This is a genomic window from Vibrio sp. 1CM8B (genome assembly GCF_023161685.1).
In the GTDB taxonomy this organism is placed as follows: Bacteria; Pseudomonadota; Gammaproteobacteria; order Enterobacterales; family Vibrionaceae; genus Vibrio; species Vibrio coralliirubri.
Genome location: NZ_JALNTU010000002.1, coordinates 177746 through 202087 on the forward strand (window position 1 = coordinate 177746; position 24342 = coordinate 202087).

25 protein-coding genes are annotated in these 24342 nt (G+C 43.4%); 15 read left to right on the plus strand and 10 right to left on the minus strand.

Annotation, left to right across the window (positions count from 1 at the left end):
- Positions 1-24 precede the first annotated feature (24 nt).
- From MSG36_RS04555 to MSG36_RS04575, 5 genes are all read left to right on the plus strand, one after another.
- Positions 25-852, plus strand: coding sequence for an SDR family oxidoreductase (locus MSG36_RS04555; protein ID WP_122081851.1), 828 nt, complete (start codon positions 25-27; stop codon positions 850-852).
- A 396-nt stretch (positions 853-1248) separates the two neighbouring features.
- Entirely contained in the window at positions 1249-2103 is an 855-nt protein-coding gene (locus tag MSG36_RS04560; protein ID WP_248366517.1) for a co-chaperone YbbN, read from the plus strand.
- A 197-nt stretch (positions 2104-2300) separates the two neighbouring features.
- Positions 2301-3230, plus strand: a complete 930-nt coding sequence (locus MSG36_RS04565; RefSeq protein ID WP_017063395.1) for an SPFH domain-containing protein — start codon at positions 2301-2303, stop codon at positions 3228-3230.
- Positions 3231-3233: 3 nt separating this feature from the next.
- Positions 3234-3683 carry an NfeD family protein gene (locus tag MSG36_RS04570; RefSeq protein WP_248366519.1) on the plus strand — a complete coding sequence of 150 codons (450 nt, stop codon included), beginning with the start codon at positions 3234-3236 and terminating at the stop codon, positions 3681-3683.
- 319 nt (positions 3684-4002) lie between these two features.
- The gene (locus MSG36_RS04575) at positions 4003-4182 is read left to right on the plus strand and encodes a hypothetical protein (protein ID WP_017061927.1); all 180 of its coding nucleotides are present in this window, start codon (positions 4003-4005) and stop codon (positions 4180-4182) included.
- A 64-nt stretch (positions 4183-4246) separates the two neighbouring features.
- Here MSG36_RS04575 and cueR read toward each other — a convergent pair whose 3' ends face one another.
- The 5 genes from cueR to zipA all read right to left on the minus strand — a co-directional run bounded on the left by cueR (position 4247) and on the right by zipA (position 10454).
- The gene (cueR, locus tag MSG36_RS04580; RefSeq protein ID WP_048606508.1) at positions 4247-4639 is read right to left on the minus strand and encodes a Cu(I)-responsive transcriptional regulator; all 393 of its coding nucleotides are present in this window, start codon (positions 4637-4639) and stop codon (positions 4247-4249) included.
- A 93-nt stretch (positions 4640-4732) separates the two neighbouring features.
- A complete protein-coding gene (locus MSG36_RS04585; protein WP_248366521.1) occupies positions 4733-5542 on the minus strand; it encodes a DUF2057 family protein in 810 nt (269 codons plus the stop codon).
- A 98-nt stretch (positions 5543-5640) separates the two neighbouring features.
- Entirely contained in the window at positions 5641-6780 is a 1140-nt protein-coding gene (locus MSG36_RS04590; RefSeq protein WP_061038745.1) for a porin, read from the minus strand.
- Between the two features lie 525 nt (positions 6781-7305).
- Entirely contained in the window at positions 7306-9318 is a 2013-nt protein-coding gene (gene ligA / locus MSG36_RS04595) for an NAD-dependent DNA ligase LigA (protein WP_248366523.1), read from the minus strand.
- Positions 9319-9410: 92 nt separating this feature from the next.
- Complete coding sequence (gene zipA / locus MSG36_RS04600; RefSeq protein WP_248366525.1) at positions 9411-10454, minus strand: cell division protein ZipA; 1044 nt, start codon at positions 10452-10454, stop codon at positions 9411-9413.
- Positions 10455-10683: 229 nt separating this feature from the next.
- Here zipA and cysZ point away from each other — a divergent pair, with 229 nt between their 5' ends.
- The 5 genes from cysZ (at position 10684) to crr (ending at position 15672) form a co-directional block, all read left to right on the plus strand.
- Positions 10684-11442, plus strand: coding sequence for a sulfate transporter CysZ (cysZ, locus tag MSG36_RS04605; protein ID WP_029235129.1), 759 nt, complete (start codon positions 10684-10686; stop codon positions 11440-11442).
- A 224-nt stretch (positions 11443-11666) separates the two neighbouring features.
- On the plus strand, positions 11667-12635 hold the full coding sequence (gene cysK / locus MSG36_RS04610) for a cysteine synthase A (protein ID WP_017061934.1): 969 nt from the start codon (positions 11667-11669) through the stop codon (positions 12633-12635).
- A 302-nt stretch (positions 12636-12937) separates the two neighbouring features.
- The gene (locus tag MSG36_RS04615; RefSeq protein WP_004734263.1) at positions 12938-13195 is read left to right on the plus strand and encodes an HPr family phosphocarrier protein; all 258 of its coding nucleotides are present in this window, start codon (positions 12938-12940) and stop codon (positions 13193-13195) included.
- 136 nt (positions 13196-13331) lie between these two features.
- Positions 13332-15056 carry a phosphoenolpyruvate-protein phosphotransferase PtsI gene (gene ptsI / locus MSG36_RS04620; protein ID WP_048660880.1) on the plus strand — a complete coding sequence of 575 codons (1725 nt, stop codon included), beginning with the start codon at positions 13332-13334 and terminating at the stop codon, positions 15054-15056.
- Between the two features lie 106 nt (positions 15057-15162).
- Positions 15163-15672 (plus strand): PTS glucose transporter subunit IIA, encoded by a 510-nt coding sequence (gene crr / locus MSG36_RS04625; RefSeq protein ID WP_004737851.1) that lies wholly within the window; start codon positions 15163-15165, stop codon positions 15670-15672.
- An 845-nt stretch (positions 15673-16517) separates the two neighbouring features.
- Here crr and MSG36_RS04630 read toward each other — a convergent pair.
- The 4 genes from MSG36_RS04630 to MSG36_RS04645 form a co-directional block, all read right to left on the minus strand.
- On the minus strand, positions 16518-17651 hold the full coding sequence (locus tag MSG36_RS04630; protein ID WP_048659821.1) for a flagellin: 1134 nt from the start codon (positions 17649-17651) through the stop codon (positions 16518-16520).
- Between the two features lie 297 nt (positions 17652-17948).
- A complete protein-coding gene (locus MSG36_RS04635; RefSeq protein WP_248366527.1) occupies positions 17949-19082 on the minus strand; it encodes a flagellin in 1134 nt (377 codons plus the stop codon).
- Between the two features lie 121 nt (positions 19083-19203).
- Positions 19204-20127 carry a Dyp-type peroxidase gene (locus MSG36_RS04640; protein ID WP_048606530.1) on the minus strand — a complete coding sequence of 308 codons (924 nt, stop codon included), beginning with the start codon at positions 20125-20127 and terminating at the stop codon, positions 19204-19206.
- A gap of 66 nt (positions 20128-20193) precedes the next feature.
- Positions 20194-20655, minus strand: a complete 462-nt coding sequence (locus tag MSG36_RS04645) for a DUF2919 domain-containing protein (protein ID WP_048612193.1) — start codon at positions 20653-20655, stop codon at positions 20194-20196.
- 109 nt (positions 20656-20764) lie between these two features.
- On the opposite strand from MSG36_RS04645, the gene MSG36_RS04650 reads away from it, so the two are divergent.
- Both MSG36_RS04650 and MSG36_RS04655 read left to right on the plus strand, forming a co-directional pair.
- A complete protein-coding gene (locus tag MSG36_RS04650) occupies positions 20765-21109 on the plus strand; it encodes a DUF2956 domain-containing protein (RefSeq protein ID WP_248366529.1) in 345 nt (114 codons plus the stop codon).
- A 12-nt stretch (positions 21110-21121) separates the two neighbouring features.
- Positions 21122-21454: a DUF4156 domain-containing protein gene (locus MSG36_RS04655; RefSeq protein WP_048616132.1), complete on the plus strand. Its 333-nt coding sequence runs from the start codon at positions 21122-21124 to the stop codon at positions 21452-21454.
- A gap of 91 nt (positions 21455-21545) precedes the next feature.
- On the opposite strand, the gene MSG36_RS04660 is transcribed toward MSG36_RS04655, so the two are convergent.
- Positions 21546-21833, minus strand: a complete 288-nt coding sequence (locus tag MSG36_RS04660; protein WP_004734273.1) for a helix-turn-helix domain-containing protein — start codon at positions 21831-21833, stop codon at positions 21546-21548.
- 205 nt (positions 21834-22038) lie between these two features.
- Here MSG36_RS04660 and MSG36_RS04665 point away from each other — a divergent pair, with 205 nt between their 5' ends.
- The 3 genes from MSG36_RS04665 (at position 22039) to MSG36_RS04675 (ending at position 24342) form a co-directional block, all read left to right on the plus strand.
- Entirely contained in the window at positions 22039-22386 is a 348-nt protein-coding gene (locus MSG36_RS04665; protein ID WP_048612196.1) for an ArsC family reductase, read from the plus strand.
- A gap of 98 nt (positions 22387-22484) precedes the next feature.
- Positions 22485-23621: a succinyl-diaminopimelate desuccinylase gene (gene dapE / locus MSG36_RS04670; RefSeq protein WP_048616137.1), complete on the plus strand. Its 1137-nt coding sequence runs from the start codon at positions 22485-22487 to the stop codon at positions 23619-23621.
- A 46-nt stretch (positions 23622-23667) separates the two neighbouring features.
- Positions 23668-24342, plus strand: coding sequence for a M15 family metallopeptidase (locus MSG36_RS04675; RefSeq protein ID WP_052878922.1), 675 nt, complete (start codon positions 23668-23670; stop codon positions 24340-24342).

A 24342-nucleotide genomic window follows, 5' to 3' on the forward strand; every position in this document is an offset into this window, starting at 1 on the left:
AGAGACTCTAATAAAGGATTAAGTGTGAACAAGTCGATTCTTATTACCGGTTGCTCAACAGGTATTGGCTATACATGTGCTCATGCACTTCAAAAGCGTGGTTTTCATGTCATTGCATCTTGTCGTGATCCACAAGACGTTCAACGCCTTCAAGATGAAGGCCTCACCTGTATTCAATTAGACCTTTCCAACCAAGAAAGTATTGAGCATGGCGCCAAGCTTGCTATTGATCTCGCACCTAATGGATTGTATGGATTATTCAATAACGGTGCTTACGGTCAAGCAGGTGCGCTAGAAGACTTACCAACCCAAGGACTCAGAGAACAATTCGAAACCAACTTCTTTGGTTGGCATCATCTCGTCTGCCAGATCCTTCCGCACATGCGCGAGCGTGGCGAAGGTCGAATCATACAAAACAGTTCCGTATTAGGTTTTGCAGCCATGAAGTATCGTGGTGCTTATAATGCTTCTAAATTCGCGATTGAGGGTTGGACGGATACCTTACGATTAGAACTGCATGGCAGCGGTATACAGATCTCATTACTGCAACCAGGGCCAATTGAGACTCAATTTAGAACCAATGCCTTGAAAGCTTTCAATAAATGGATCAACATTTCTGGCAGCGCTCACCAAGACGCGTACCAACAACAAAAAGATCGACTCGAAAAAGAATCATCGAATAACGCTTTTGTTCTGCCTCCAGAAAGTTGTATTGAGCCGGTATTCCATGCTCTCACCGCCGACAAACCCAAGCTAAGATACCGAGTTACCACCCCAACTAAAGTGTTCGCGGTATTGAAAAGGATCCTACCGAGTCGCTTGCTAGACCCTATTTTGAGAAAAGCTGCATAAATTACTAACTTTGAATGCAGAGTCGCAAACTTTAATGTAACGATGTAATTTTTCCGTAACATTAAGATGTCATGATTATCCTATCCCATCAATTATTCCCAATTGATGGTTCTACTCTGGAAATCTCATGACTTTAAACCGCCTTAATTGGGTAGGTGTGGGTCTGGCTATTACGTTGTTTATTCTGTTTTGAGTATCTCACGCAACGCCTCACTGACTACCTCGATGATAACGCTATGCCTTCCATGTTGAGATAACAACTCTATCAACATCGAAGCATAGCGTTTTTCTATTTTTGGTTCTTTTTATCTGAGATAACCGAGTTAGATCTTGAAGTTACCGACTAATCCCCCCATATTTGCAACGTATCCACAAAACAAACCTCAAGGAACGTAAATGCAATCTCCGCATATTGTTGAACTTAATGAGCAGAACTTTCGTCAAGTATTAGAAGGTTCGATGCAGACCCCTGTACTCATCCATTTTTGGGCACCAATGAGCCAAGAGAGCGCCCAAGTCATTCCTGAACTTCAAACTTTAACTCAGCAATACAACGGTGCCTTCACCTTAGCCCTGCTCAATTGCGAACAAGAGCAAGCTATTGCTAGCCAGTTTGGTGTTCAAGCACTGCCCACTATTGCACTGTTTGTTAATGGTCAGCCAGTCGATGGGCTCGGTGGCCCTCAAAGCATAGAAGCGATTGTCGATATGCTAAGCAAGCACCTTCCTAGCCAAGATGAACTTGCTTTGCGCCAAGCGCTTGAGCAAATGCAAGCTGGCGAGCACACACAAGCGCTAGCAGCAATGCAGCAACTCCCAGCAGAGCTGACGAATAAAGGTGAAGTAAAACTCGCGATCGCAGAGTGTTTGTTAGAAACGCAACAATTTGACCTTGCTGAAGCTCAGCTAGCAACCATCCCTCTTGAGTACCATGACAATTACTACAAAGGCTTAGTTGCAAAGCTTGAGCTTCACAAGCAGGCAGCCGACAGCCCTGAAATACAAGCCTTAGAAGCCGCTCTTCAGCAAAACCCGAGCGACGCTAAAACGGCATCTGAATTAGCATTGCAATATCACCAAGTGAACCGCAGTGAAGAAGCAATGGATCTATTGTGGTCTTTCCTAGCCAAAGATCTTAATGTTCTCGATGGTGACATGAAAAAAGAGTTCATGGATATTTTGAGTGCGCTTGGACAAGGTAACCCAGTAGCCAGTAAGTACCGCCGACAGCTGTACTCTCTGCTTTACTAGTTAAACCTAAAAAGCGGTAGATTAAACATCGAAAATTGACCATTCAATCAATTAGTTTATCGCATAATAGAATGTAAAATGGGCCATGAAATCAATGTTTTATGGCCCATTTCTCGTTTATAAATTTGCTCAGAATTTAAATATGAGCCAGTATCAATACTGAACTATCAAAAACTTAAACTTGCAAAGGATTTTGTATGCCTATTGATACCTTGATTACTATCGGCGTCTTTACTGCCGTCGCACTGTTATTTATCTTCGCTGGCGTAAAAACCGTTCCACAAGGCAACAACTGGACCGTAGAACGCTTCGGGCGATACACACACACCCTTAAACCGGGTCTTAATTTAATCATTCCATTTATTGATAAAGTTGGACAGCGCATCAGCATGATGGAGCGTGTTCTCGACATCCCAGCACAAGAAGTCATCTCCAAAGATAATGCAAATGTAGTTATCGATGCGGTTTGTTTTGTTCAAGTTATCGACGCGCCTAAAGCAGCTTATGAAGTGAATGACCTTGAACATGCGATCCGTAACTTAACCCTCACCAATATCCGTACTGTGCTTGGCTCGATGGAACTGGATGAGATGCTGAGCCAGCGTGACATGATAAATACCAAGCTACTAAATATCGTTGATGAAGCGACAAACCCTTGGGGCGTAAAAGTCACCCGTATCGAAATTAAAGACGTACAGCCACCAGCAGACCTTACTGCTGCGATGAATGCCCAGATGAAAGCCGAGCGTAATAAACGTGCTGATATCCTAGAAGCAGAAGGTGTACGACAAGCTGAGATCTTGAAAGCAGAAGGTCACAAGCAATCAGAGATCCTGAAAGCCGAAGGTGAGAAGCAAGCGGCAATATTGCAAGCAGAAGCCCGTGAGCGTGCTGCAGAAGCAGAAGCTAAAGCAACAGAAATGGTATCAACGGCGATTGCTCAAGGAGACATGCAAGCGGTCAATTACTTTATCGCACAAGGTTACACTGACGCATTGAAATCTATAGGCCAAGCTGAAAACGGCAAGATCATCATGCTACCACTCGAAGCAACTGGCCTTATGGGTTCTGTAGCGGGTATCGCGGAGATGTTTGCACATAAGAATGACAAAGGTAGTAAGGACTAACTTATGGTCGAATTACTAGAACAAGTAAACCACTGGCATTGGTTGGCGTTTGGTCTAGCATTGTTAGCGCTTGAGCTAATTGGAACCGCTGGTTACTTTTTGTGGATAGGCATATCTGCCATGCTGGTTGGTGCTCTATTAGGCGCGTTACCAATCGGTTGGCAGATGCAATGGCTGTCCTTCGCTAGCTTCTCTCTGATTACCACTTGGTTGTGGTGGAGAAGACAACTGTCTAATGACAAGCAGTCAGATGCAAGGCGAGAGTTAAACCAAAGAGAAAAACAAATGGTAGGTCAAACCGTTATTTTAAGTGAAGACATAAAGAAAGGTAGCTGTCGAATTAAGTTCGGTGACTCTTCTTGGTCAGCAAAGGCCAGTCAAGATATTCCATCTGGAACCGAAATTAAGATTGTCGCTTTAGACGGAATCGTTCTAATAATAGAACCTTTATAAACAAGAGCTATATGAAGCCTGCATTTTCAATAAATGCAGGCTTTTTCTATTTTTGAACCTTAATAATATTCGAATTATCATTACGATAGATTGAATTGAAAAAAAAATAAGTTCTTATTTCGTAAAGATAAAAAGTTTGATTGAGCTAAAAAGGTATAAGAAAGCCAGATTTCTTACCCAAGATATATATGAATAGTTAACCTTACTCTCGCTTATTTATAATCATTAAAAATGTTAAGTCCGTCCAATTTTTGAAATTTTATTTTCCTTGTCCATACTTTCAATTATCTCATTTAGAGATAAACCTAATGGAGTTTGTATGAGACATTTTTTAATAATTCTAACGGCTATTTTCAGCTTGTCATTTGGAAGCGCTCTAGCGAGCAGTCAGTCTCCTGGTAACGGAAACATGGGGCCAATTGTTAAGTGTTCAGATGGTAACGCAGTCACTCATGTACCACTGTTGATCTGTAAACATTACGGCGGAAAGGTGCTGTGATAGGTGATTAAAGTCAGGCTAGTAATGTAATTGCTGCCTGACGATTATTTAGAACTGGAATAACCTAACTGCGGCCAGATAGATTATTCAAGATAGGGCATTCCGTTGAAGTATCTCCAGGACAGTCATGTACCCAAGATTGTAGCTGCGCCTTCATCTTGTTTAACTCCGCAAGCTTCAACTCTATTTCATCTAACTTCTGAGTGGCCTTCTTCTTTACTTCGTAGCTTTCTCTGTTAGGATTCATTGCCAACTCGACAAGTGACTTACACTCTTCGAGAGTGAAACCAACCATTTTAGCTCTCAATACGAACTCTAACTGTTCGATATGTATCTCGCCATATTGCCTGTAACCATTTTCTGATCGGTGCGGTGGGCTCATCATGCCTTTACTTTCGTAAAAACGAATGGATTTCGCTGTTGTACCAACACGTTTAGCTACTTCACCAATGTTCACAATATTACCTGTAAGCTTAAAATGAAAAACCGCAGTACTGCTGTTATACAATACTGCGGTTGAAAAACATAGTTTGAGACTTAGGTTAAAGGCTTATTCTTGCTCTAACAACCAAATCATTGTCTGAGATTTTTCTTCGCTGTCGAGTTTATTGAACCAGTATGAAACCATTTCGATCTCTTTTGAGCCTTCCAGTGATGTTGGGTTAGCGTTTTTACGGTTTTGGAATGTCCAATCAGTCACAGCAGCTTGCTCTTCTTTTGTCGCTTGACCATACCAGTAATTAACCATCTCTTGAGCTTGAGACGCTTTTGGTTCTTGAGCAACAACAGCTGCTGCTGCTGCAGGCACGACTACTGGAGCAACCGCGATAGCAGTATGATTATTTGCACCGTTATAAATTGTGTCGATATACGCTTTCGGCACAATGAAAGTTGTACTCATTACTGAGTTTTGTCCATCAAGCGTAAATTCTAAGTTCTTCTCTCTTGCTTGTTGGATATCAGCGTCGCTCAACGGAAATTTAATATATTGAGTCTTTGTGCAGTGTTCACTGCAACTCTCTCTTGGAACCTGTCTCTCTTCAAGGTCTATCGTCTTTCCAAGAAAGCTTACAGTTTCGTATTCTTTATAGCTCTGGAAGTAACTCACATCCATGATAATTGAAGATTCTGGCGCTGAATTCTGCGTTACTTCTTTGTTGTATGTAAAGTAAAGTGACGATTTCAGGATATCAGCACCGACGTTCGCTTTACTTTCCGCTACATAAGATTGTCCAGTCACTTGAATGTAACCACCTTTTGGCTGTACATCTGCGACTGAGTCTGCAAAATTACTTTGTGAATCGAGTGAACTACAAGCTCCCAAAAATAATGATAATACAACTACACTAACTTTATTCATTATGACTAATTCCTTATGTTCACTATGGAAAAACGCTGGCAAACAAAATTTACCAGCGTTTTGATTTTTATCTAACTGTTTAAGCTAAAGATTCTAGCTTAGAAACCGTACTCAAGACCAACGCGAGTTACGATATCTGTATCAGCATCACCAACAGTACGACCCGCTACACGTAGGTAAGGTACGAAACCGTTATGAACAGCCATTAGCTGACCAGAAATAGTGTTGCTGTCAGAGTTAGCATCTTTAGAACCATTTGTTTCAGACTCAAGGTTAGCTGCGTAACCTAGTTTGAAACCGATTGGACCATTCCAGTATTGACCAATGATTGAGTAAGAATCTTGAGTCACTTTACGGATGCCGTTGTCTAGCTCTTCGCCTTTATATGCTGCAGCGAAACCGAAACCAGCTGGTAGGCTAGCTTCAAAACCAACGATGTATGCGAATGTGTCGTCATCGTAACCAGCTACAGCATCAGTTTGGTAAATTTCACCTTTAGGCGTAGTTACGTTGCCGTTTGCATCTTTAATGTCTTCTTGAGCTACAACATACTCACCACCAGAAGCCGCAACTACACGAGTACCAGATTCAACCGCACCCATGAATGTGATTTTCTCAAAGCTGTATTTAGCACTTGCGCCAACGAAGTTTGCATCACGAGTCGCTGCGCCACCACCGTTGTCGTTATCATCACGACCAACAGAAGCTGCAAAAGAGAAACCGCCAAATTTAGCTGAATCGTAACGTACTTGGTTAGATTGACGATCGTAGTGACCGTTGATGCCGCCCCAATCGAATACAGAACCTAAACCAGGGTTAGAGAATGGCCAGTCGACGATTTCGTATAGTGGTGTAAGAACACGACCCACACGAAGGTTACCCCAAGAGCCAGAAGCACCAACGAACGTATCACGGAAACCTAGAACACCACCTGAAACGCCACCGTGAGACCAGTCTGTGCTATCTACGTAGCCAGATTCGATCTGCATTGTGATAGTAACGTCTTCAAACATATCTTTGTGAGCACGGAAGCCGATACGAGATTCGTTCTCTACTGCGTAACCAGAGCTAGAGTCATTGTTGTCAGTTGTGTTGTAGTTCACTAGAGAGATAGCTGCAACACCGTAAACGTCAACGTTGAAGTCAGAGTTGATACCAACTTCTTTCGCCATTACGCCTGTCGATAAAAGTGCAACAGATGCACCTAGTAGAGTACGTTTGAAAATTTTGTTTTCCATGGAATAAAACTCCTAAAAATGGATATAGCTGTTTGAATATTCCCCGCCTAAAGTTGGCCGCCGTAGAGAGAAATACCTTTTCTTGTTTGAGAACCCTAAACTCTGAATTCTCTATTTCCTTTCTGGTTATACACATCGTGTGCATCCATGGCATTAAGACTAACTTCGCCCTCAAAAAGATCAATGAGAACTTAATTTTCATCTAAAAAAATATGAGTTGGTGCAAATTTAGTAGGTACTTAGTGATCCAGATCGATAAATTGTAAAGCTCACAACCAAAAACAATAAAAACAATAAATATCAACCACTTGAATGGAGTGCACTCTTGTAAAAATAGAAGTGACTCGCATTTTTGATACAACTACAATGGTATTTCATTAATGTTGAGCAGCGTCACTGTCCTGATTTTAGAGTTCGTATAGGAACAAAATTCTCAACAATTAAAAAGCCCTCATTTTTATATCAGAAACAAAAAAGGCACTCCCTTGAAAGAAGTGCCTTTGAGCTTTTTTTATCTGTATTTACTTACGAAATAAGGGCTATTAGATCTTCTTCGGTTCTTATTTCGATACCTAAATCTTGTGCTTTGGTTAATTTAGAACCCGCAGCTTCTCCGGCAAACAAGATGTCCGTTTTCTTCGATACGCTACCCGTCACTTTCGCACCTAATGCTTGTAACGCAGCTTTAGCTTCACTTCGACCTAATTGCGACAATGAACCTGTTAACACAACGACTTTACCTTCCAAAGGCAGTTCTTGGTCATCAGGAGCTTCTTCGATCACAGGCCAGTTCACACCAAGCTCGATTAACTGATCAACAACCGCTCTGTTTTTCTCTTGTGAGAAGAAACTGGTGATATGGCTAGCAACGATGTCACCAATATCTGACACTTCCACTAGCTGTTCATGAGTTGCAGCTTGAACCAGTTCCAACGTCTTAAAGTGTTGCGCTAGGTTCATCGCTGTCGCTTCACCGACTTCACGAATACCGAGTGAATAGAGGAAACGCGCTAATGTCGTGTCTTTGGCTTTATTCAGCGCGCTCACGACGTTCTGTGCCGATTTAGGCCCCATTCGGTCAAGAACAGTAATCACGCCAGCACTTAGCTTAAATAAATCAGCAGGTGTTTCGACCATTTCACGGTCCACAAGCTGCTCAATTACTTTCACGCCCAGTCCATCAACGTCTAGCGCCTTTCTAGAAACAAAGTGTTTAAGGGCTTCTTTACGCTGCGCCTGACACACTAAACCGCCGGTACAACGCGCTACCGCTTCGCCTTCTACACGCTCAACCGCAGAGCTACATACTGGGCAAGCATCAGGGAAAACAATGTCTCTAGCCGTTTCAGGGCGACGATCTAGTACAACAGCCACTATTTGTGGAATGACGTCACCTGCACGGCGAATAATAACACTGTCTCCTACCTTCACGCCTAAACGCGCAATCTCATCGGCATTGTGTAAAGTGGCATTGCTGACTGTCACGCCGCCAACGAAGATAGGTTCCAGTTTAGCAACCGGCGTAATAGCGCCAGTACGGCCCACCTGGAACTCAACATCGTTAAGCAGAGTGATTTCTTCTTGCGCTGGGAATTTGTAAGCAATCGCCCAACGAGGAGCCCTAGCAACAAAGCCAAGTACTTCTTGAGCCGCGATATCATCGACTTTAATCACCACGCCGTCGATTTCATAAGCTAGTGCATCACGACGAGTCATAATATCTTGGTAATAGGCTTTCACGTCTTCGAGAGAGCTCAGTTGCTTAGTCTCGGGACACATAGGTAAGCCCCAACCTTTAAGCTGTAAGAAGCGTTGGTAGTGACTATTTGATAGCTCAGCGCCTTGTACAACACCGACACTGTATGCGTAGAAAGCCAATGGACGTTTCGCTGTAATACGAGAATCAAGCTGACGTAGGCTACCTGCAGCGGCATTACGTGGGTTAACAAAGACTTTCTCGCCTTTCTTCAACGCCAACTCATTCAACTTATCGAAACCCGCTTTAGGCATAAACACTTCGCCACGAACTTCAATACGCTCTGGCCAGCCTTCACCTTGCAACTTAAGTGGGATAGAGCTGATAGTACGCACGTTTTCAGTGATGTTTTCACCCGTCGCACCGTCACCACGTGTCGCAGCCTGAACTAAGGTACCATTCACATAGAGCAAGCTAACTGCAAGGCCATCAAGCTTAGGCTCACAACAGAAAGTTTTGAGATTCGCGGTTGGCGCTCTATCAGACATTCGCTTATTAAACGCATCTAAGTCTTCGTCAGAGAATGCATTGTCTAGAGAAAGCATTGGGATTTCGTGAGTCACTTGCGTAAAGCCATCTAAAGGCTGACCGCCAACACGCTGGCTTGGTGAATCCACCGTCACAAGCTCAGGATTCTCTTCTTCGATCTTTAGCAATTGCTGCATTAATCGATCGTACTCGACATCAGGGATCTCAGGGCTATCTTCTACGTAATAACGAACGGCGTGATAATGCAGAGTTTCTCTTAACTGCTCTAAGGTAACTTGAATCGATTCTTTCATATCATTCTCTGTCGTGATTGAAATATCAAAAAGGGCTCCCTTGGGAGCCCTTTTCTATAAATATAGATTATTTACAAGGCTAAACAATACGGCTAGGCATTCGATGCCGTCATAAAGTCTCTGATTTGCTTGCGGTAATCAGATAAACGGTTTGGTGTCATTAAGTTGCGTGACTCATCCAACACGTTTCCGCCCATATCGTCGGCAATTTTCTGCGCCGCACTCAGCATCACATTGAAGTTTTGATCAGCTTGACCATAACAAGGCAACGTCATAAATAACGAAATGCCTTTAGTCGTGAAGTCAGCAGGATCATCGTGTTCTAGTGTTCCTGGCTGCATCATGTTTGCTACGCTGAAAATAACCTTTGGTGCGTCTGTAGATTGTGCAAAGCAGTGGTAGATAGACATCTCACCATAAGTTAAACCGTTGTTCTCCATGCTGCGGAAAAGTTCAGTACCAACGAATGGGATCTCTCCAGCACAGTGAACATTAAGAACGATCACTTCTAAACCAAGCTCTTCATCTGGTTTTGCTTCTTCAACAGGTACGCTTTGCGGAGTCACGACTTCTTTCGCAACAACTGGCTCTCGTTGAGTAAGCGTTTCGTTTGGAACGAGTGGCTCATCAACTGTCTCAGAAGATTCTTCAAACGAACCGTACTGCTCTTTAAAGCCGGCGTGGTTTTCTTTTTGCTCGTCAGTCAACTCAAAGCTTGGAACTTCAGGCTCAACGACCTTCTCTTCCTCAATCACTTCAGGTTCACTTTCAACCTTAATTGGGTCTTCTACGCTGAAAGAAGGAAGATCATTCAATTCGATGTCATCTTCGTAAGCTTCTTTCGCTTGTGGCGCTGTTAGCGGATCTGAGTCGATCAGCGGGTCAGTCTCAGAGGGTGAAACAGCAAAATCCGGCTCTTTACGTTCTTTTCGGATTATCTCAAAATCATCTTCTGGGGCGAATGAACGGTTTGGAATAGTTTCTGCTTCATCTAAGCTGTCATTATCAAGCTTACCGAGCGGCTTATCTCCAAACTTTGCTTTCCCTTCTTTTTTACTCGTCCATAGACCATGGAACAATAATGCGGCGATAGCTAATGCGCCAACAATAATGAGTACAAATCGCAATTCCTGCATTTTTCGCTCTCAGCTTTCTTAGTCAACTAGCTATAAACACGCTGTCACTAAGTTGGGTTAATTTGGCTAATCTCACTACTCTATCAAAAGTAGCCACTGTTTTAGAACAACTTAATACAATTAGTTCCTTACATGGTGTGATTTTCACCACGCTTTTTTTCTTAATTTCGGTCGAGTACACTAGACATGTTTGCTATTTAACCAAATTCACATGTGACCTAATTTAAATATGACTATTGAATCTGTTCCCCGCTCCGGCTTTGGCTATTTTATTTTCGGAATAAAAATCGCTTTATCACCGAGCATTCGTAAGTTTGTACTAATGCCACTTATCGCGAACGTGTTACTCGTTGGTGGTGCCTTGTTTTATATCTTCTCCAACCTAAATACTTGGATTGAAGGTTGGATTGGTGCATTGCCAAGCTTCTTGTCGTGGTTGTCATACATTTTATGGCCACTGCTTGTGTTAACCGTCTTGGCCACGTTCTCGTATTTCTTTAGTACGCTCGCTAACTTCATTGCCGCACCGTTCAACGGCTTACTCGCGGAAAAAGTTGAAGAGTTGTTGAGTGGTAAAAAAGTTAATGACGATGGTTTACTTGATGTCCTCAAAGATACCCCACGTATATTAGCGAGAGAATGGCGCAAGCTTGTCTACATTCTGCCAAAAGCGATCGGTTTATTCCTGCTTTTGTTAATTCCAGCACTAGGACAAACCGTTGCACCGTTTTTATGGTTCATTTTCACAGCATGGATGTTAGCGATTCAATACGCCGACTACCCGTTCGATAACCATAAAATCAAGTTTGATGACATGAGAAACAATTTGAAACAAAAACAAGGCAAGAGCTACAGCTTTGGTGCGCTTGTTTCTGTGTTCACCACAATTCCAATTCTAAACCTGATCGTAATGCCCGTTGCCGTTTGCGGCGCGACGGCAATGTGGGTTGCTGAGTTTAAAGACCAAGCTCTGCGTTCTCGTCTATAACCCTTCCTACACGCCTTAGTCTCGCCTATCTTTTTGAAGTTCTGATTTCAATAAAGATAGGCGTGAATTCTGCTACATATCTATATGATATAACTTTTTAATCCTTTTACCTTTTTTTCAACTTGTTTAATCTAAATTCAAGCTGAATAAACATCGTAAGACACTAGACGGTAAAGTGATTGATATACTACGTTTAGTTCTGTCATTAAATGAAGGAATATCGCATGAGCAAGATCTACGAAGACAACACCCTAACGATTGGTAACACACCTCTAGTCCGCCTTAACAAAGTAAGCAAAGGTAACGTCCTAGCTAAGATCGAAGCTCGTAACCCAAGCTTCAGTGTTAAGTGTCGTATCGGTTCAAACATGATCTGGGAAGCAGAAAAAGCGGGTACGCTTAAGCCAGGTATCGAACTTGTTGAGCCGACCAGTGGTAACACAGGTGTTGCACTTGCATTCGTAGCAGCAGCACGCGGTTACAAGCTAACGCTAACTATGCCTGAATCAATGAGCCTAGAACGTCGTAAGCTGCTTAAAGCGCTTGGCGCAAACCTAGTGCTGACTGAAGCACCAAAAGGCATGAACGGCGCGATTGCTAAAGCAGAAGAAATTGTCGCTTCAGACCCAGACAAGTACCTACTACTGCAACAGTTCAACAACCCAGCTAACCCACAGATTCACGAGCAGACGACTGGTCCTGAAATTTGGGAAGCAACAGACGGCGAAATCGACGTGTTTGTAGCGGGTGTTGGTACGGGCGGTACTATCACTGGTACAAGTCGTTACATTAAAGGTGAAAAAGGCAAAGCGATTACTTCAGTAGCGGTTGAGCCAGCTGAGTCTCCAGTCATTGCACAAGCGCTTGCAGGTGAAGAAATCAAGCCAGCTCCGCACAAAATTCAAGGTATTGGTGCAGGTTTCATCCCTGGAAACCTAGATTTAGAGATTATTGACCGTGTTGAATCGGTAACTTCTGAAGAAGCGATTGAAATGGCTCAACGCCTAATGAAAGAAGAAGGTATTCTTGCAGGTATCTCATCTGGCGCGGCAGTTGTAGCAGCAAACAGAATCGCCGAACTACCTGAATTTGCAGGAAAAACTATCGTTACTGTACTGCCAAGCTCTGGTGAGCGTTACCTAAGCACAGCCCTATTTGCTGGCATCTTTACGGAAAAAGAGAACCAACAATAATATGTGGTCAAATCAATTTTTCGTCCAAAAAAGCCCCGTTTAGGGGCTTTTTTGTTGATCCCTGCCCCACCTTTGGTAATATCGGGTCTGTTTTATTTTTCGCTTCAAAATAAAAGAAGCAATAAACAAATTCTGAAAGTCATGAGTACTCAGCAAAAGACGACCATGGCTGGATAAAAATTTATAACCAGTCTAAGTTCTAACACGAACATGGCGTACTAGCCTCTAGCGCATTTGGGCTAAAGCAGTTAAGCTAATCTGGTTACAAACTTACAAAAAATAAATTAATTGGGGTATATAAAATGTACGAGAAGCAAGTAGAAATCACAGCAGAAAACGGTCTTCACACTCGTCCAGCTGCACAGTTCGTTAAAGAAGCAAAATCTTTCGACGCTGACATCACAGTGACTTCTAACGGCAAAAGCGCTAGCGCGAAAAGCCTGTTCAAACTACAAACTTTAGGCCTAGTAAAAGGTACTAACGTTACTATTTCAGCTGAAGGTCCTCAAGCTCAGCAAGCAGTAGACCACCTAGTTGCTCTTATGGATCAACTACACTAATACGGTCTCCTTCTTTCAAAGCCATTTTGCATAGCAAAGTGGCTTTGTTCGAAATAGATAGGAATAAGCGCGACATTAGTCGACGACTTAAAGTCACACACTCTCCCGTTTACAGTTGAACAACTAAGGTAAGGCTATGATTTCAGGCATCCTAGCATCTCCTGGTATTGCTTTCGGTAAAGCACTACTACTTCAAGAAGATGAAATTGTCCTAAACACTCAATCTATCTCTGACGACCAAGTTGAAGCAGAAGTACAGCGTTTCTTTGACGCTCGTAACAAATCTTCTCAACAACTTGAAGTTGTTAAGCAAAAAGCACTTGAAACTTTTGGCGAAGAAAAAGAAGCAATCTTTGAAGGCCACATCATGCTGCTTGAAGATGAAGAGCTAGAAGAAGAGATTTTAGCACTCATCAAGAAAGACAAGATGCACGCAGACAACGCGATCCACACTGTGATCGAAGAGCAAGCTGTTGCACTAGAGTCTCTTGATGATGAGTACCTAAAAGAACGTGCAACTGATATCCGTGATATCGGTACTCGTTTCGTTAAAAATGCACTAGGCATCAACATTGTTTCTCTAGCAGACATCAATGAAGAAGTTATCCTAGTTGCTTACGACCTAACGCCATCTGAAACTGCACAAATCAACCTAGACTACGTTCTTGGTTTTGCTTGTGACATCGGCGGTCGTACATCTCATACTTCAATCATGGCACGTTCTCTTGAGCTTCCTGCTATCGTTGGTACTAACGATATCACTAAGCAAGTTAAGAACGGCGACATGCTTGTGCTAGACGCGATGAACAACAAGATCATCATCAACCCTTCTGAAGCTGAATTAGCAGAAGCTAAGAAAATCAAAGCAGATTTCGAAGCAGAAGCGGCTGAACTAGCAAAACTAAAAGATTTACATGCTGAAACTCTAGACGGTCACCGTGTAGAAGTTTGCGGTAACATCGGTACAGTAAAAGACTGTGACGGTATCCTGCGTAACGGCGGTGAAGGCGTTGGTCTGTACCGTACTGAATTCCTATTTATGGACCGTGACGCGCTTCCTACTGAAGAAGAGCAATACGTTGCTTACAAAGAAGTAGCAGAAGCAATGGAAGGCGAGTCAGTGATTATCCGTACTATGGATATCGGTGGCGACAAAGACCTACCATACATGGACCTTCCACAAGAGATGAACCCTTTCCTAGGCTGGCGTGCAGTACGTATCAGCTTGGATCGTCGTGAAATCCTACGTGACCAACTACGTGGCATCCTACGTGCATCTGCACACGGTAAACTACGTATCATGTTCCCAATGATCATTTCTGTTGAAGAGATCCGTGAACTGAAAAAAGCAATCGAAGAGTACAAAGTTGAACTTCGCGCTGAAGGCCTAGCTTTTGATGAAGAAATCGAAATCGGCGTAATGGTTGAGACTCCAGCTGCTGCTGCAATCGCACACCACCTAGCGAAAGAAGTATCTTTCTTCTCTATCGGTACTAACGACCTAACGCAATACACTCTTGCGGTAGACCGTGGTAACGAAATGATTTCTCACCTATACAACCCACTATCTCCTGCTGTTCTTACAGTAATCAAGCAAGTGATCGACGCATCACACGCTGAAGGTAAGTGGACTGGTATGTGTGGTGAGCTTGCTGGTGATGAGCGTGCTACGCTACTTCTTCTTGGTATGGGTCTAGACGAGTTCTCTATGAGCGGCATCTCTATCCCTAAAGTTAAGAAAGTAATCCGTAACTCTAACTTCGCTGAAGTTAAAGCTATGGCTGACGAAGCACTATCTCTACCAACAGCTGCTGAAATTGAAGCTTGCGTAGAAAAGTTCATCGCTGAGAAAACTCAGTAATCGCCAATCGCTTAATAACGTTAGACGGCTAAAAATAGTCGTCTAATTTGTTAGATTGGTATAGTATATTCTACAGAATAAAACTAAACGTTAGGAGCATGACACAATGGGTCTGTTTGACAAACTGAAAAAGCTTGTATCTGATGACAGCGCTGATGCTGGTGCAATCGAAATCATCGCACCTCTTTCTGGTGAAATCGTAAACATCGAAGACGTGCCAGATGTAGTTTTCGCTGAAAAAATCGTTGGTGACGGCATCGCTATCAAACCAGCTGGCGACAAAATGGTAGCTCCAGTTAACGGTACTATCGGTAAGATCTTCGAAACTAACCACGCATTCTCTATCGAGTCTGACGACGGTGTTGAGCTTTTCGTTCACTTCGGTATCGATACTGTTGAACTTAAAGGCGAAGGCTTCACTCGTGTTGCTGAAGAAGGTCAATCTGTTAAAGCTGGTGACACTATCATCACTTTCGACCTAGCGCTTCTAGAAGAGAAAGCGAAATCTACGCTTACTCCAGTTGTTATCTCTAACATGGACGAAATCAAGGAGCTGAACAAGCTTTCTGGTTCTGTAACTGTTGGCGAAACTCCAGTTCTTAAAGTAACTAAGTAATCTCGATTACTTATCTGCTTTAATTAAAACGCTACCTAAGGGTGGCGTTTTTTGTGCCTGTTATATTTGCTCAAGTTCCTTATAAGACAGTTCTGATTACTACTCCTCGCCTTGCTGCAAACAATCCCTCAATAAGCCACACTAATACCCAATTCTAAATTCCCAACATAACCCTACTTTGTTATTAAACCATGTTAAACGCCACCATAAGCACCGGTTCTTTGGTATCTAATTCCGTCCGATTCTGAGATGGCAATCATCATTGATTCCTCATCTATGCTCTAGGTTATCAGCTTTATCTAGCTTATTGTCTGTCGACCACAACAAGATCACTGACATCTAATTCGAATCAAGTCTCCACAAAAAAAGATCCCTGATATCTCGTTCTACTCGATTCTGGGATGACGGCATGTGGACTTGTCGACTTATAGTTAACCCGTAATTCCCCCCAGTCGCAAACAAGAACTAAAGGTACCTTCTTGTTAGAAACTAGACTCCTGATGCCTCCTTCCACTCGGTTCTGGAATGACGATTGAAAACTATTGTTTGAATCTGCGTGATTGTTTACTCGATCCAACCTTGCCAAATCAGCGATAAAGTCTCCACAACCCAATCCCGTCATTCCCTACAGTGAGGAACGAACGCGATAGGGAATCTCGCTTTTGCTCCTACCTACCAACATTGCACCTTTCCAAATACGCCTTCACCAAATAACAGGCAATAAAAAACCCAGCCGAAGCTGGGTCTGTTTAGCGCTCATCTCTCACCACGAGCTAATTTGTGGAGGCCTTACGTTAACGCCTATGATGATCAACAACATATAGTCAACGTGGTTTTTTAATCGATTAACCTAGTAGGCTAAGTGCCGAGTTCGGCGCTTGCTTCGCTTGAGCAAGAATCGAGCTTGAAGCTTGAGAAAGGATCTGAGACTTAGTCATCTGAGTCGTTTCTTTCGCGAAATCGGTATCTTTAATACGGCTCTTAGATGCGTTAACGTTCTCGTTAATGTTGTCTAAGTTGCTAATAGCGTGGTCGAAACGGTTTTGGAAAGCACCTAGCTCAGCGCGGTGGCTGTCTACGTACTTAAGTGCCGCATCGATAACCGCTACAGACTCTTGTGCGCCGCCAACAGACGTTACGTCGATAGTATCAACCGTTACGTCTTTGCCAGGTTGCATGCCTAGTTCGCCAGCAAGGCTACCAGAGAATGCCACTTCGCCTTCAACTTTGTTGTTACCAGTAAACATTTGTAGCTTACCATCTTCAGTTACAGACGCTTTCACAGAGTCTTGTTGACCGTTGATGTACGTTGCTAGCTCTTCGATGTCGTCACCCGCTTTTGCGCTGATGTCGATTTCTTGGGCTTGACCGAAGTTGTCAGTGAAAGACAATTTTAGGTCGTTAGAACCAGCTTGAACGTTCCAATCTTTATCTTTCGCGTTCTCAGTTTGGTAGCTCTTACCACCCATCTGAGCGTTATCAGAGCGCATGTCTTTCAGTTGAAGCATTACCGCTTCACCGTTGTCCGCACCGATTTGGAATGATTTAGTACCGTGAGTACCGTTAAGCAGCTTGTTACCACCAAAAGACGTCGTTTCCGCGATACGGTTTAGTTCGTCGTTTAGTGCTGTTACTTCTTCTTGAATCGCTACACGCTCAGATTTTGAGTTTGAGCCGTTTGAAGATTGTAGAGACAAATCACGCATACGTTGCAGGATGTTAGTCGTCTCGTTCATTGCACCTTCAGCAGTTTGTGCAATGGAGATACCGTCGTTCGCGTTACGTACAGCAACATCAAGACCACGACTTTGAACGTTCAAACGGTTCGATATTTGTAGGCCCGCAGCGTCATCTTTTGCGCTGTTGATTTTTGAGCCTGAAGCTAGACGCTCCATTGATGTTTGTTGTGCGCTGTTTGCGTTGTTTAGGTAACGTTGCGCTGTCATCGCTGAAACGTTTGTATTTACATTCACTGCCATGGTGACTTCTCCAATTGATTTTCCGGTATAGCGGTTTCCGACGTCTCGGAAAACCAAGTAGTTATCTCTAAGTTACTTTTAATAACGGCGTGATTGGCGAAACCTTTAGGAAAAAAACAACAAAATTAAAGGAATAGCGGTAAAACAGAAGAAAGCGTGACTGGTCGTAAAATTATCGAAAAAAGATGAGAAAATAGCTAAAGTTGTCGGAAATTCAGTCGAGTGGGGAATTGTATTTTTATTCGCCAAAAAGCACTGGCTAAGCTGAAATGCCTTTATAAGATTGTAGGTAATTCATTAACCTAATAACGTTAAAGCTAGATTCGGCGCTTGCTTGGCTTGAGCGAGTATCGTTGTGCTCACTTGCTGCAGTATTTGTTGCTTGAGCATTTGAGTGGTTTCTTTAGCGTAGTCGGTATCTTTGATTCGACTGTTTGATGTCGCCAAATTCTCGTGAACGTTTTCAAGATTATTAATGGCATGATCAAAGCGGTTTTGCATTGCCCCTAATTCAGAGCGATGGCTATCGACATACTTCATCGCCGTATCCAAAATAGAGACAGCGCGCTGAGCGCCACCTACATCAGTGACATTGATGTCATCGACTGATTCGTAATAACCCGCCGACATCGAAAGCTCACTGGCTAACGAACCTGAGAAAGAGATCGTGCCTGCAGTATCTTCACCAGACATATAAATCTGAAGCTGCCCGTCATCATTGACAGAAGCTGATACGAGATCGGTTTGACCATTAATGTAAGTCGCTAACTCTTCAATATCATCACCCGCTTTCGCGTTGATGGTGATCTCTTGTGGCTGACCAAAACGATCAGTAAACGACATCGTCATATCATTCTGGTTTGATTTCACTTCCCATGAATCACTGGCCTTGCCATTAGCAACGTAGCTAAAGCCGCCCATGTTGATGTCATCAGTACGCATGCTTTTCAAACCAATCTGCACAGCTTCGCCCGAACTGCCGCCGATTTGAAAAGAGGTGTGCCCAAAACTGCCGTTAAGGAGCTTTTTACCACCAAATGAAGTGGTTTCGGCAATTCGATTCAGCTCGTCATTTAAGGCGGTGACTTCTTCTTGAATAGCGATTTGTTCCGATGAACTATTCGAGCCGTTACTCGCTTGTAGGGATAAGTCTCGCATACGCTGCATAATATTAGTGGTTTCATTCATCGCTCCTTCTGCAGTCTGCATAATGGAGATACCGTCGTTAGCATTTCGAACGGCAACATCAATGCCACTCATCTGTGCTTCTAATCGATTCGAGATCTGTAAGCCAGCAGCGTCGTCTTTTGCGCTATTAATACGGCTCCCTGAAGCTAAGCGCTCCAAAGATTGATTCAGCATGTTATTAGCGTTAGAGAGGTTTCTCTGAGCCACTAACGCCGAGACATTCGTATTAACAGTGATAGCCATAGACCTTCGCTTACAAAAAGATGAATAAAACCCACGATTGCTCTTATATCGACCAGTTCATATAAAGCTTTAATAAAAAAGGAGCCCTGAGGCTCCCTTTCTTTACTGCAGATGAGGTGATTTACTTAATCGTTAATGCGCTCAACATGTCAGTTGAAGGTGCAAAGTAGTAAGCGCCAGTCACTGCTTTGGTAAAGCGAAGCAGTTGGTCTGTTTTACCATCTGTTGCGCCGTACATGCTCTCTAACATCGCATCGAAGTTATGACGAACATTACAGTAAGCAATGAACAATAAGCCGTGATCGCCCGTAGCAGTACCGTAAGGTAGGCTGTGGCGAACAATCTTAAGCCCCTTGCCTTCTTCTTTGATATCCACACGGCCAACGTGAGACGCCGCAGGAACATCATCTAACTCAATTGAATCAGGTTTAGTTCGACCAATCACTTTCTCTTGTGCCGATACATTCAAACGATTCCAAGCTGGCAGGTTGTGCACAAAACGCTGCACCATCACATAACTACCACCAGCGAATTCACCCTCAGGCACAATAGCGACTTCAGCACGTTGTGCATCTTTCGGGTTTTCAGTGCCATCAACAAAGTCTGTCATGTCACGAGAGTCTAGGAAGCGGTAACCATAAGTTTCATCAACCACTTCAACATCAGCCGCTACTTCAGATAGCAATTTACGCAAGATAAAGAAGTGCAGATCATGTCGGTTTGAATGACAGTGAATCAGAACGTCAGACAGGGTGCTCGGCGCGGTGATATCACCTTCACCCAGCGCAGGGAAGTCAATCAAATCAGCGGGCGCTGCTTGCTCGAACTTATCCCAAAAAGCTTTTGAGAACGCAACCGATGCCGTTAAGTTCGCATCAGGTTGAGTTTGGTTTAGTTCGTCGATTAAACTCGGAAGCTTTTGAAGTTCCGCTAAAACATTAGCAGCGTTAGCATTCACTTTCAGTTGAACATAAAGAGCGAAAGGCCCAGCTTCTGGCAAGATAGCGCTTTGAATTTTAGGCTGCTCATTTGAGATGTTAAGCATAGATTAATCCTTTCATTTTTTAGCTTCTAAGTATAATTGGGAATGGGACAAATGTTTTGATGAGAATCAGTCTTCGTGCTCAACCACTTTAAAGCAGTCCCTAGCAGCATGGCTATTGGTAAGGTAAAGCGATAACCATAAAAGCAGCAATAAAGTGATGCCATTGGACCAGCGAAACCATCCATTATCCAAATAGATTAAATAAATCGTATGTGAGCCCTGCGCCAAGATAGCCGTCATGGTGACCCAACGCCCCCAAGACACGACTTTATTGAGGCGTTTTCTATCTGGCGATCTTAGTCCAAATAACCACATAAGTAGCAAACTAGGCACACTCAACGCGATCCCGACATAAAACATTTGATGATCTGGATAGATAATTTCGAGTATGTCAGTGCCCGACTCTCGGCTTGCTCCTGCGACAATGAAAACAACCAAAGCTTTCGCCAGAAACAGCCAACCTAACCATAATAGGATTGGGGCTTTTAAAAAGCCGTGCTTATCGTATTGTTCTATGGAGTACCGCACAAATCTCACTTTCAGTTATTTTCAAACCAACACTTTAACGCAAATCATTCATACTTAACTAGCTTTGCGTTATCTTAGTAGCCAATCCGTTTTAATTATCGAACTCAGTATGAAAAAGAAAACTAATACGCCGTCTGTTGAATCTCAACAAGAAGCACTGAAGATAGCCAAAGCGACTCAAAAGCCAGCTCAAACCAAAGAACAAACCAAGTTGATTGCTCAAGGTATCGAGAAAGGCATCGCACTGTACAAGAAACAGCAAAAAGAGCGCAGTCGCCAAGCCGACAAAGCAAAAAAGCGTGTACAGAAAGAGAAACAAACTCAACAGACTAATCAAGACCAAGAACAGAATGTCGACACGAGTGTTAAAACAGCATCAAATCACGGCAACAAATTACCGTGGCTACTACTGATCGCTAGCTGGATAGGCTTCGCGATTTATTTGATGAAATAACAGGGTAATCGTATGAAAAAGGAATTAATCGCTTTAGCTATGAGTGGTGCATTGTTAGGTTGCACGACACCAACATCAATACCTCATAGCGAAGCTGACAAAGTGCAAATGGATTACCACGGTGTGATTAATATCGAGCAATGCGAGTATAAAGGGGAAGTCACAGGCAGCGAAGGCCATTGGTACAGCTACCTGTTTTACCCGAATGACACATTGATTCAAGGCGCCATGAATGAACTCAAGTCGAATACGATTGAGCTAGGCGCAGATACCGTGATATTCACACTTCCCCAAGATTTTTCCACATCCGTGACTATGCTGGGAACTGCCTATCTGTGTAAGTAAATAGAAACGTAATGAGGTAGATCACCACTCAAATGAGCGAGATACTCCCTACTATTTCTATTCTAAAAAAAGAAAGCCAGCTTTCGCTGGCTTATGCACTAAATCCAAGGCTTGTTGCTATATCGCCTTTACGCTGGATAACCCATTGACTGTCAAATGGCCCCCAGTCGGATAACTGGTAATAGCCATCATTATGACGTCGCCCATCTTGAACAAACATAAGTTCGATACCGATCCCCGGTAACGCCTTGAGTACATCTTGAATAGTACGACGAGGCCACCCCGTTTTTTCGATGAGTTTAGGCACATTTGGCCTATCAAGGCTTTCCACTAACAATGCTAAATATAGCCGCCTTGCAAAAACAGGACTCAACTCCATTGACACCTCCTATATATGTGCAGCTCAATTATTTCTTTTTTCGCTGACAACATGTTGAGGCTGATCAATAAGTCTCCAATAGTGACATTTTCTTACGCTTTTTTTTCACTCTATGAAATATTCATCACTCTATTTTGTCTGAGTTGCTGCTTCCTGATAGGATTCAACTCATAACAATGAAATAAAATCACTCAAAGGAAGAATAATGACTATCACCATGTTTGGTATCCCAAATTGCGACACCATTAAAAAAGCAAAGAAATGGCTCGAAGCTGAAGGTATCGAGTTCGAATTTCACGATTATCGCAAACAAGGCATCACAGAAGAGCTAGTAACAGGCTTCTGCTCTGAGCTAGGTTGGGAACTTGTGCTAAACAAACGTGGTACGACTTATCGCCAACTTTCTCAAGAACAGAAAGACACCCTAACAGAAGAAAAAGCGGTAACTTTGCTTGTTGAACAGCCAGCAATGATCAAGCGCCCAATCTTAAAAGTTGAGGGCAAGCTTCACATCGGATTTAAAGCCGACCAATACGCGGCTATTTTTGCTTAGATCGTTGTATTGACATAGACAGACAACAGGACGTTGATCAGTGAATCAGCGCCTAAAAATTAATGACTAGACGTTTTATTTAAACAAGGAATTCAAGGATGACAGATAGCCCAACTTTGGCTCTGGCAAAAGACCTAATCAGCCGTCAATCGGTAACACCAGAAGATGCAGGCTGCCAAGACCTGATGATTGAACGCTTAAAAGCACTCGGTTTTGAAATCGAAGTGATGGTATTTGAAGATACGACCAACTTCTGGGCTCGCCGTGGTACTGAAGCGCCTCTGTTTGCTTTTGCTGGTCACACTGATGTAGTGCCTGCTGGCCCAATCGAACAGTGGAATACCAAGCCATTCGAACCGACTATCGTAGACGGTTTCCTACATGGCCGTGGCGCTGCGGATATGAAAGGCTCTCTGGCTTCAATGATTGTTGCTGTCGAGCAATTCATTGCCAAACACCCAGACCACACAGGCTCAATCGGTTTCTTGATCACTTCAGATGAAGAAGGCCCTTTCATCAACGGTACAGTACGTGTTGTTGAAGCTCTGATGGCGCGCGGTGAAAACATCGATATGTGTATCGTTGGTGAACCATCAAGCACTGAGTTCGTGGGTGATGTCGTGAAGAATGGCCGTCGTGGCTCTATCACTGGCGACCTAACGATTAAAGGTACACAAGGTCATGTGGCCTACCCTCACCTTGCGAACAACCCGGTACACAGCTCGCTGCTTGCAATCAACGAGTTGGCAACGACTGAGTGGGACAAAGGTAATGATTACTTCCCACCAACCAGTTTCCAAATCCCAAATGTAAGCGCAGGTACGGGGGCTTCAAATGTGATTCCTGGTGAGTTTAATGTTCAGTTTAACCTGCGTTTTAGCACAGAGTTAAGCAACGACATCATCGTTGAACGAATCACAACGACGCTCGATAAGTACGACTTCGAATACGATCTGAAATGGACCTTCAATGGCGACCCGTTCTTAACAGACGCTGGTTCATTGCTTGATGCTATTGTCGATGCTGTCGGTCACGTGAATGATGTTAAGCCTGCACTGCTTACCACAGGGGGTACATCTGACGGTCGCTTTATTGCGCGCATGAAAGGACAAGTGGTAGAACTAGGTCCTGTGAACGCGACGATTCACAAGGTTAACGAATGCGTGAAAGTGGCTGATTTAGAGAAGCTAACTGACATGTACGAAAGAACATTAGTGAACCTGTTCGCTAAGTAGTTCTTTGATCAGCGATTCATAGCATCTAATTATTGTGAGACACGTTATGACACCAGAGCAGCTAACCGGACAATCAGATTCTCATCTAGAACCTAGCCTCATTGGCAGCAAAACCTTCTTGGTTCACAGTGAGGTCAAAGATGACCTAAACAATTTGATTGAAGCTGCTCAACTTGCTGGTTTCAAAATGGAGATTGCCAGTGGCTTTCGCGATTACGCAAGGCAGTCTCTGATTTGGAACCGTAAGTTTTCTGGTGAAGCGCCAATATTGGATTCAGAGAGCCAACCCCTTGATGCTTCAACACTCAGTGAACATCAGAAATTGTCGGCAATCCTGAGATGGTCTGCCCTTCCTGGAGCGAGCCGTCACCATTGGGGTTGTGACTTTGATGTCTTTGCTCGAAACGACTTACCTGAAGGCACACAGCTGCAATTAGAGCCATGGGAATACCTTACTGGCCACCAGCAAGCGTTTTACCAATGGTTATCTGTTCACGCTTCGCAATTTGGGTTCTTTTTCCCTTATAGCGAAGACCTCGGCGGTGTGGCGGTCGAACCATGGCATATCAGCCATCGCAAAGTATCGGAGTCGTGTTTATCACAGTTATCTCCGACTTTACTTGGCAAGCAACTCCAATCTAAGCCAATATTAGGGTATGAGATTATTATGGAGCAGCTAGACGAGATCTATGCGCGCTTCGTAGCGAATATCAGTCATTAG

Excerpts from the sequence above, each read along its gene's own strand:
- MSG36_RS04560 (WP_248366517.1), top strand. The coding sequence starts at position 1,249 with ATGCAATCTCCGCATATTGTTGAACTTAATGAGCAGAACTTTCGTCAA.
- MSG36_RS04565 (WP_017063395.1), top strand. The coding sequence starts at position 2,301 with ATGCCTATTGATACCTTGATTACTATCGGCGTCTTTACTGCCGTCGCA.
- MSG36_RS04570 (WP_248366519.1), top strand. The coding sequence starts at position 3,234 with ATGGTCGAATTACTAGAACAAGTAAACCACTGGCATTGGTTGGCGTTT.
- MSG36_RS04575 (WP_017061927.1), top strand. The coding sequence starts at position 4,003 with ATGAGACATTTTTTAATAATTCTAACGGCTATTTTCAGCTTGTCATTT.
- MSG36_RS04585 (WP_248366521.1), bottom strand. The coding sequence starts at position 5,542 with ATGAATAAAGTTAGTGTAGTTGTATTATCATTATTTTTGGGAGCTTGT.
- MSG36_RS04590 (WP_061038745.1), bottom strand. The coding sequence starts at position 6,780 with ATGGAAAACAAAATTTTCAAACGTACTCTACTAGGTGCATCTGTTGCA.
- ligA (WP_248366523.1), bottom strand. The coding sequence starts at position 9,318 with ATGAAAGAATCGATTCAAGTTACCTTAGAGCAGTTAAGAGAAACTCTG.
- zipA (WP_248366525.1), bottom strand. The coding sequence starts at position 10,454 with ATGCAGGAATTGCGATTTGTACTCATTATTGTTGGCGCATTAGCTATC.
- cysZ (WP_029235129.1), top strand. The coding sequence starts at position 10,684 with ATGACTATTGAATCTGTTCCCCGCTCCGGCTTTGGCTATTTTATTTTC.
- cysK (WP_017061934.1), top strand. The coding sequence starts at position 11,667 with ATGAGCAAGATCTACGAAGACAACACCCTAACGATTGGTAACACACCT.
- MSG36_RS04615 (WP_004734263.1), top strand. The coding sequence starts at position 12,938 with ATGTACGAGAAGCAAGTAGAAATCACAGCAGAAAACGGTCTTCACACT.
- ptsI (WP_048660880.1), top strand. The coding sequence starts at position 13,332 with ATGATTTCAGGCATCCTAGCATCTCCTGGTATTGCTTTCGGTAAAGCA.
- crr (WP_004737851.1), top strand. The coding sequence starts at position 15,163 with ATGGGTCTGTTTGACAAACTGAAAAAGCTTGTATCTGATGACAGCGCT.
- MSG36_RS04630 (WP_048659821.1), bottom strand. The coding sequence starts at position 17,651 with ATGGCAGTGAATGTAAATACAAACGTTTCAGCGATGACAGCGCAACGT.
- MSG36_RS04635 (WP_248366527.1), bottom strand. The coding sequence starts at position 19,082 with ATGGCTATCACTGTTAATACGAATGTCTCGGCGTTAGTGGCTCAGAGA.
- MSG36_RS04640 (WP_048606530.1), bottom strand. The coding sequence starts at position 20,127 with ATGCTTAACATCTCAAATGAGCAGCCTAAAATTCAAAGCGCTATCTTG.
- MSG36_RS04650 (WP_248366529.1), top strand. The coding sequence starts at position 20,765 with ATGAAAAAGAAAACTAATACGCCGTCTGTTGAATCTCAACAAGAAGCA.
- MSG36_RS04655 (WP_048616132.1), top strand. The coding sequence starts at position 21,122 with ATGAAAAAGGAATTAATCGCTTTAGCTATGAGTGGTGCATTGTTAGGT.
- MSG36_RS04660 (WP_004734273.1), bottom strand. The coding sequence starts at position 21,833 with ATGGAGTTGAGTCCTGTTTTTGCAAGGCGGCTATATTTAGCATTGTTA.
- MSG36_RS04665 (WP_048612196.1), top strand. The coding sequence starts at position 22,039 with ATGACTATCACCATGTTTGGTATCCCAAATTGCGACACCATTAAAAAA.
- dapE (WP_048616137.1), top strand. The coding sequence starts at position 22,485 with ATGACAGATAGCCCAACTTTGGCTCTGGCAAAAGACCTAATCAGCCGT.
- MSG36_RS04675 (WP_052878922.1), top strand. The coding sequence starts at position 23,668 with ATGACACCAGAGCAGCTAACCGGACAATCAGATTCTCATCTAGAACCT.